The organism is Roseateles agri (assembly GCF_034043675.1).
Classification (GTDB): Bacteria; Pseudomonadota; Gammaproteobacteria; order Burkholderiales; family Burkholderiaceae_C; genus KK5.
In genome coordinates, this window is sequence record NZ_JAXCLA010000009.1 from 422,651 (window position 1) to 430,473 (window position 7,823).

Sequence of the window (7,823 nt, forward strand, 5' to 3'; positions counted from 1 at the left end):
ATAGTCGAATTCAATTTCCTGCCTCGAATATTGATATTTCCAATGTCAAAGACGGCCGCGTCTGCCGAAGCCCGTTCGATACCGCGCTTCACCTTCCGGCAACTGCATTACTTTGCGGCCGCGGCGCGCTGCGAGCAGATCTCGGTTGCCGCAGCGGAGGTCGGCGTGTCGCAGTCCGCAATGACCTTGGCGATCGCGGAACTGGAGCGGTCGGTTGGCGCCACGCTGTTCGAGCGCGGTCGGCTTGGGGTGAGCCTGACCTTCGAGGGGCAGGCCTTTCTTCAGCAGGCGGAAGGCCTGCTGCATGCCGCCCAGGAGGCGTCGCGGCTGCCATTCCATCGCCCCGCGGGCCTCAGCGGCCGGTTGGAACTGGCGGCCACGTACACGGTGCAGGGCTACTTCCTGATGCCGATGGTGGCGCGGTTTCGCAAGCTGTTTCCGAATGTCGAGGTGGTCCCGATTGAACTGCAGCGTCCCGAGATCGAGAGCCGGCTTCGCGACGGATCGCTGGAACTGGCGGTGGTGCTGCTGTCCAACCTGGAGTCGCGGATGGGCTTCGCCACGCGCATGCTGGCCAGTTCGCGCCGCCAGGTCTGGGTCTCGCACAACCATCCGCTTGCTGGTCGCAGCGTCGTGACCTGGACGGACCTCGCGCCCTATCCATACATCGTGCCGATGATGGACGAGGCCGATCGCAACTCGAAGCGGTATTGGCAGCAGGCCGGGCTGGAACCAGCATCATGGATACGGACCTCGTCCATGGAAGCCTTGCGCGAGATGGTCGCGTTGGGGCTCGGCGTGACTATTCTGTCGGACATGGTCTACCGCACCTGGTCGCTGGACGGCCGGCGCATCCAGCCGCTGCCGCTTGACCAGCACCTGCCCGTGATGGAGATCGGCCTGGCCTGGCGGACCTCGCCAGTACTTTCAACGTGCGCGGCGGCGTTCCGGGAGTTCCTGGGCCGAAACGGTCCGCAGGCGCCCGACGTGGCGGATGCGGGTTAAGCCTGTGGCGCTATGCAGCGAGGGTCGACATGTCGATCACGAAGCGATACCTGACATCATTCGCTTGCATGCGCGCCCAGGCCGTGTTGATGTCCTGCATGGCGATCACTTCGCATTTCGGCAGGACCTGATGCTCGGCGCAGAAGTTCAGCATTTCTTGCGTGGCGGCAAGTCCACCGATAGCCGAGCCTACCAACGACCGATGATTCCTCAGCAGCATGCCCGCATGAATCGGGGGTAGCACATCGATCGCACCGACCACGACGATCTTGCCGTTGCGAGCCAGCAGGCCGATATAGGGCCCGACATCGTGTGCGACCGGGATCGTATCGACGATCAGGTCAAAACGGCTGGCGGCCGCCGTCATTGCCAGCGGATCAGTGGACAGTAGGACATGATGGGCCCCGAGTGCCTTGGCGTCCTCGCCCTTCGACTGCGAGGTAGTGATGATCGTCACCTCGGCGCCGAGGGCTGAGGCCAGTTTGACACCCATGTGGCCCAACCCGCCCAGACCGACGATGGCGACCCGCTTGCCCGGCCCTGTGTCGAAACGACGCAGCGGACTCCAGAGCGTGATGCCGGCGCACAATAGAGGCGCTGCATGTCGCAGATCCAATGATGGCGGCACGCTAAGGACGAAGTTCTCGCGCACGACGATGCGCTGGGAATAGCCCCCGGCCGTCGGCTCCCCTGTGTGACAGTCCCGGCTGTTGTATGTGCCGACTGCGCCATTCTCGCAATGCTGCTCTTCATGGTCGACGCAGGCTGCGCAGTCGAGGCAACTGTCTACCATGCAGCCAACCGCCACTGTATCTCCGACCGCGTGGCTGGTGACGGATGAACCGATGGCGATTACGTGGCCGACGATCTCGTGGCCAGGCACCATCGGATAAATGCTCTTCTTCCAATCGTTGTGGGCCTGGTGAGCATCGGAGTGGCAGACCCCGCAATAGGCGATGGCAATCTCGACATCATCGGGTCGCAGCTCGCGACGCTGGATGGTCATGGGCGTCAGTGGGGCTCGGTCGGTTGTGACGCCATAGGCCAGTGTTGCATGCACGCAGATTCTCCTCAGGGTTCGGCGAAAGACGGTCCTTGGGGCAATGCTCTTAGCGTCGAAGAGATAGCTTGTTCTAGGGTATCTGTCCCCGCATCGCAGCCATTGCTCGGTCAGAATGATGATAATTATGAACAAAAATACAATAAACGTTCATATGTAGTTGAAGGGTTCTACAGGACGAGAGACAGCGGACGGCAAGATGGGGCTGCCGCCCCGGTGTTGCTTGTTGCCACAAGTGCGCGTTGCCGCTCGGGGAATCAATGCCAGCTCTGTGATCCTGCAAGAGCGGCTGTGGTACTGCATGGATAGGCTGCCTGAATACAGCTAACGCGCCTTCGGCGCGCCGGTCCACCGTCTTTTGTAGTTGCTGGCCGTTTTTCATGGCGCAGCATTTGGGCTTGGTGACCTTGCTCGGCAAGCCCTTTTTTGAGTAGTGCTCAATCGGTCAAGGCGCTCGTGCGGTAGCCGGCGGAGATCTCGATCAAGGTCGGTGGCTTATCGAACGCCCGGTGGGGCGCAGTGAACGGCGTCAGGCGCCACGACTTCATCGGACGCATACCGAGGTTGCTTCCCGCCCTCCGAATAGCGCGCCCGGCTCGCTGGGCTTCCCCAGCGAAATCAACTGAAGAGCACGCGGCGTGACTCTGTCATGACAGGATGAGTCCGGTCGGACCTCGTGCATCTACCAAGGATTGCGGCATCTCTCCTTGCATACATTGCAGGCGCTACAGGCTTGTCCAGCAAAGGGGAGAAGAATGAAAAGACGCGCGGGTACGTTGGCCCGATTTACCTTGGCTGCAGGCGTGATCTCCACGTGTGGCAGCGCCCGTTCCAATACGGTCGACTGGCAGGGAGGCAGCGGGGATTGGAACGATCTTGCCCACTGGAGCAGCGCGGCGCTTCCCGACGTCGAGACAGATGTTCGTATCGTCTCGGGAGCGAGCAGCGCCCCAACGACGGTAACAGTCAGCGATTGCTGCATGGGTGTCAGAACGTTGGTCCTGGGCGCCTACAACAGGCTGGAACTCAATGCCGAGATGGCACCGTTCGTCATGGGCGGCAGCATCGTCAATGATGGCGACATCTACGTGCGCGCCACCAGAAGCTCGGGGGAATTCGCCTTCGCCACGGACACCGTGCTGTACGGAAGCGGCACGGTTTGGCTGACAAGTAACTTGGCAGGGATTTCGCTGACTTCCGGCACGCTCACCATTGGACTCGGACAGACGATACGCGGGTCCGGCGTGATCGGCGCTGGTAATGTCGTGAATCGGGGCAACATCCTCGCGGAAGGCTTCATGACCCTGGCCGCCGGCAATGGCGGTCGCTTCGATAACAGTGGCGGCACGATCACGATCGGTGCCAACAGCTATCTGACCGTCAATCCTCGACCAGTGTCTGGCGGCCGCATCGTTGGCGGCGCCGGCAGCACGATTCGCAGCGGTGAAGTCAGCGACGTCGCGTTCAGTGGCGACGTCTCGTTGAACAGTATGCGAGTCGTCAGTGGCAGCAATAGCGGGACACTGCGTGTCAGTGCCGGAGGCGCAGCGTCGTTGGAGGGTTCCTTCGAGAACAATGGCGATATCCGGATCGGCTCGAGGGACAGCTACTACTCATCTGTTCTCGGGCTCGACGGCGATTTCACCCTTTCTGGAACCGGAACGGTCTGGCTCCTGCGTGGCCCCTTGGGAAACGTCGGCGGCCTACAGGCTGACCAGCTCGTGGTGCTTGCCGGGCAGACTATCCGAGGTGCCGGCAGCTTCGTCGTCAACAGTTTCGTCAACCACGGCCGCTTTATCGTTGAGGGCGGGCTTCTGACGATGGGCCTTCCGACTAGTGGCAATATGGAGAATCAAGGCGGCACGATCACGATCGCCCATGATGGCCAGTGGGCCCTCAGCGGCGGTGGGCTGGTCCTCGATGAAGCCTCGACGTTGACCTTCGATATCGGTTCGGGCCAGGCAGACCACGGCCAACTTGTCGTTGGCGCTGGTGCACCGCTGAGATTGGACGGCACGCTCATGCTCAACATCGGCTACGGTGCCGGCGTTGGAGACAGCTTCAATCTGCTGTCCGGCACGCTTTCGGGCACCTTTGACCAAGTGCTGACGACGGGCTATGCGCTAACGACGGCCTATTCCGCAGACGGCGTTACCGTGATCGTCGCCGGCATCTCACCGGTCCCGGAACCATCGACCTGGGTGCTACTGCTGACGGGGGCAGCAGTGCTTCTGGCGAGAAGGTGCCAGCGACGCGTACGTCAGTGGTGATCGTGGCCTGCGTCGCGACCGCCTGGGGCATGAGAGCATTGCGACCACGGGCGATCTACGATCGTTCCGACGCACGACGCCAGCCCAACGAAGTGGAGTGCATGTTCGGCGACTAGATATGCATTTCGATGGGTCAGATCGTCCGTGCCGGCCGACGCTTAAAGCCACGTCTCGACTGCCTGAACCGGTCACGGAATCCCATCGTGCCAGTGCCGCAGTGCGCGCCAGGCCAATCGCACTCGTCATGTTCCGACACGCGACGAGCGGGATGTGGCCAGCATCCGAACGGTGTGGGTCGGCATGACGGCGCTCGGCGCAATTGCCAATGCCGTACGGGGCCTACCTGGAACCCTGGATGTCGGCCGCACTCGCCACCGGCGCCTCGAACGCGAACGCCAGCGCGGTCGACAATGCGCTATCCATGTTCGCGCCCTGCGCGTGTAGCAGCTCGAAGCGCTCCTCGCCCAGTTCGTCACGCAGCGCGTCGATGAGGCGCTCGCGGTCGCGAGCTTCGTTTGGCTGGCGTTTTGCTTGGCCGTGCATCGAGTACTCGCGCGCCGACGCGCCTGCCAACCTCGCCGCGTCGGCGATGCGCCCCGCGTCCAGGTGCAACAGCGCCAGTGTGTCGAGCGACGGCCAGATGCAGACGTCCAGAATCAACGCGCCCAGCCGGCGCCGACATTCGAGCGCGAGCGAGCGCGCGCGCCGCGCCTGACCCGCCTCGACGAGCGCACCAATCTGATTCGTGTACGCAATCGCCATGTTGGACGATGGCCGCGCGTCCCGATAGCCGGCGAGAACCGATTCGCCCAATCGCACGGCCTCATCGATGTGACCGGCGGCCCGCTCAAGATCAGCCATGTTCAGCTGCGCGCGCAGCACGCCGTGGTGAAGTCCGTCGCGTTGGCAGAGCTCAAGCGCGGCGGTGAAGCTCGTCCTCGCGTCGTCGTACCGGCCGGCACTGGTCTGGAGCGTCGCTTCGGTCGACCACCCCCGTTCGAGCACGGAAGCCGGCCAGGCCGGGTCCTCGAGCGCCTTCGCTTGAGTCAAGGCGACACGCGCCTCCGCTCCGTCGACGCGCCAATTGAACGCGTATTCGACGAGGGCCAGGTACTCGCCACGCGCGTCACAGAGCGTGCGGTAGCGCTCGGCCGCTCGCCGAGCGGCATCGCGCGCGAGTGCTGGCTGATCGACGCTGAGGCAGCGCGCCACCGAGAGCCAGAAACGCGCACTTGCAGGCGTATCTGCATGGTTTGGTTCGAAGTGGCGGGCCAAGGCCTCGGCGTACGGTCGCGCCTGGGCATGGTGCGACATCTCCCAGATTGGCCAGGACGAGGCGAACAGCGCTTCTGCGATCTCGATCTCGTGCTTGAGGGCCCAATCGAGAGCCGGCCAAAGCGTGTCGAGTTCGGCTTCGTGCCGCACTCGCCAGTCGTCCGACGGGGCGTGCCACGACTCTTCGTACGCCTCGTCGAAGCGCCATCGCAGGCCCGATGCCAACCGTCGCCTCGTCGCAGACACCTCGCCCGCGGCGTTCAGCTTGTCGAGCGCGTACAGGCGCATCGTCTCGAGCAGACGGTAGCGGCGCAGTGGCGCACGCTCGACGCTTACGAGCGAGCGGTCAACCAGCGCGAGGACTGCCTCGATGACCCGAGGCGCGGGCAGCATGTCGTCGCCCAGCACGAGCGCCGCGGTCTCGAGCGAGAACGCCCCCGGAAACACTGCCAAGCGCCTTAGCACGATGCGCTCGCGTTCCGTCAGCAGTTCGTGCGACCAGTCGAGCGCGAGTGCCAGGGCGTTGCGACGCGACGCGTGCACCGATGGCGCCAGAAGCGTCAAGCGCTGTTGCAGGCGTTCGGTCAGCCCATCGATGCCGAGCGCATCGATGCGCGCTGCGGCGAGTTCAATCGCGAGTGCGTTGCCGTCCAGGGCACGGCACAGGGCTTCGGCTCGGGACGCATCGGCCGCGGTCCAGTTCGCGCCGGCACCGACTGCACGCTCGGCGAGTAGTTGCACCGCCGCGGGCAGGGCGAGCGGCGCCAACCGGACCAGACGCTCCTCAGACAAATGCAGCGGCACTTGGCTGGTGACGAGGACGCTGGTATGTCTCGTCCCCCGCACCAGCGCCGCCGCGACGCGCGCCGTGTCGTCGGCCAGGTGCTCGGCGTTATCGAGCACGATCAGCGTGGACGCTGCGGCCAGGCGGGCGGTCAGCGTCGCCAGCGCGTCGGCATCGGGCGCGACGTGCAGGCTCAGGGTGCGCGCCACGGCCGGCGCGACCGGCGCGCCGGCGGGCAACGCGGCCAGATCGACCCACCAGACACCGTCAGCGAACTGTGCGTGCGTTTCCACCGCGAGTGCCTGCGCCAGGCGCGTCTTGCCGACGCCAGGTGCGCCGCACAAGGTGATGAGCGAGACGTGCGCCAGCAGACCGCGTAGTTCGGCGAGTTCGACCTCGCGTCCGACCATCGCGGGCAGGCGCGCCGGAACGTTGCCGCGGCCCTGCAGGGCACCGTCCTCCTGGTCGCCACCGAGGTCGACGACCTCGAGAGCAAAACGGTAACCGCAGCCGGCGATCGTGGTGATGGCATCGGCGCCCAGCACCTTGCGCAGGGCAGCGACTTGCACGGCGAGGTTGTTGTCCTCGACCACGACGCCGGCCCACACGCGTTGCATCAACTCGTTTCGCGAAAGTAACTGCCCCGCGCGTTCGACCAGCTCGGTGAGCAACGCGAACGCCCGAGCCGTCAGCGGGACCTCGCTGCCGCGTCGAAATAGCAGGCGTTCAGCTGGCAGAAGCTTGAAGTCGCCGAAGCGATAGTGCGTGGTCATGGCGGGGTTAATGGCGAATTTAGACCGATTTCACCGCCGCGAAAGGACCGCCGTGCCGGGGGGCAACGACGATGCGCCCAGGCCGTTCGCGGCGAACGGCCAGCCACCTGTCAGGAGCCACCATCATGCCCAAGTTCGTGATCGAGAGAGAAATACCCGGCGCCGGCGCGCTGACCCCATCCGATGTTGCGGCCATCTCGCAGAAATCGTGCGCCGTGCTGCGCGACCTGGGTCCTTCAATCCAATGGGTGCACAGCTACGTCACTGACGAAAAGATCTACTGTGTCTACAACGCGCCCGACGAAGCGATGGTCCGGGAGCACGCGCGGCTGGGCGGCTTCCCGGCCAACTCGGTCGCGCGCGTGCGCATGACCATCGACCCGACCAGCGCCGAGGCTGCTTGATCGCGTGCCGACGCGGGGCGGCAGCCTTCAGGCAACCGTTACGTCCACATCGCCACCGGCATGGGGACATGCGTCGCACCGATTGACCACATTGTCGGGGGCGGTCGGTCGCCAATGACGGCAATTGTTTAGGTTTGTCCGACACCTGCCCGTCGCGGCAGACAGCTCGCCGCGGTACACCGACCTGAGGGCAGGTGTTGGGTAAACCTCAAGGGAGGAAACCGCGGCGCACGTGGTGGTGCTTGTCGAAGC

Annotated in this window: 5 protein-coding genes; 3 read left to right on the forward strand and 2 right to left on the reverse strand. The window is 64.3% G+C overall.

Features of this window, described 5'->3' with window-relative positions:
* Positions 1-42: 42 nt before the first annotated feature.
* Entirely contained in the window at positions 43-1,005 is a 963-nt protein-coding gene (locus tag SNE35_RS27090; RefSeq protein ID WP_320426159.1) for a LysR family transcriptional regulator, read from the forward strand.
* 10 nt (positions 1,006-1,015) lie between these two features.
* On the opposite strand, the gene SNE35_RS27095 is transcribed toward SNE35_RS27090, so the two are convergent.
* Positions 1,016-2,011 carry an NAD(P)-dependent alcohol dehydrogenase gene (locus SNE35_RS27095; protein WP_320426160.1) on the reverse strand — a complete coding sequence of 332 codons (996 nt, stop codon included), beginning with the start codon at positions 2,009-2,011 and terminating at the stop codon, positions 1,016-1,018.
* A gap of 809 nt (positions 2,012-2,820) precedes the next feature.
* Here SNE35_RS27095 and SNE35_RS27100 point away from each other — a divergent pair.
* A complete protein-coding gene (locus SNE35_RS27100) occupies positions 2,821-4,335 on the forward strand; it encodes a PEP-CTERM sorting domain-containing protein (RefSeq protein ID WP_320426161.1) in 1,515 nt (504 codons plus the stop codon).
* A gap of 339 nt (positions 4,336-4,674) precedes the next feature.
* Here SNE35_RS27100 and SNE35_RS27105 read toward each other — a convergent pair whose 3' ends face one another.
* Positions 4,675-7,167, reverse strand: coding sequence for an ATP-binding protein (locus SNE35_RS27105; RefSeq protein ID WP_320426162.1), 2,493 nt, complete (start codon positions 7,165-7,167; stop codon positions 4,675-4,677).
* A 125-nt stretch (positions 7,168-7,292) separates the two neighbouring features.
* Here SNE35_RS27105 and SNE35_RS27110 point away from each other — a divergent pair, with 125 nt between their 5' ends.
* A complete protein-coding gene (locus SNE35_RS27110; RefSeq protein ID WP_320426163.1) occupies positions 7,293-7,571 on the forward strand; it encodes a DUF4242 domain-containing protein in 279 nt (92 codons plus the stop codon).
* The last annotated feature ends 252 nt before the right edge of the window (positions 7,572-7,823 follow it).

Excerpts from the sequence above, each read along its gene's own strand:
- SNE35_RS27110 (WP_320426163.1), top strand. The coding sequence starts at position 7,293 with ATGCCCAAGTTCGTGATCGAGAGAGAAATACCCGGCGCCGGCGCGCTG.
- SNE35_RS27095 (WP_320426160.1), bottom strand. The coding sequence starts at position 2,011 with ATGACCATCCAGCGTCGCGAGCTGCGACCCGATGATGTCGAGATTGCC.
- SNE35_RS27105 (WP_320426162.1), bottom strand. The coding sequence starts at position 7,167 with ATGACCACGCACTATCGCTTCGGCGACTTCAAGCTTCTGCCAGCTGAA.
- SNE35_RS27090 (WP_320426159.1), top strand. The coding sequence starts at position 43 with ATGTCAAAGACGGCCGCGTCTGCCGAAGCCCGTTCGATACCGCGCTTC.
- SNE35_RS27100 (WP_320426161.1), top strand. The coding sequence starts at position 2,821 with ATGAAAAGACGCGCGGGTACGTTGGCCCGATTTACCTTGGCTGCAGGC.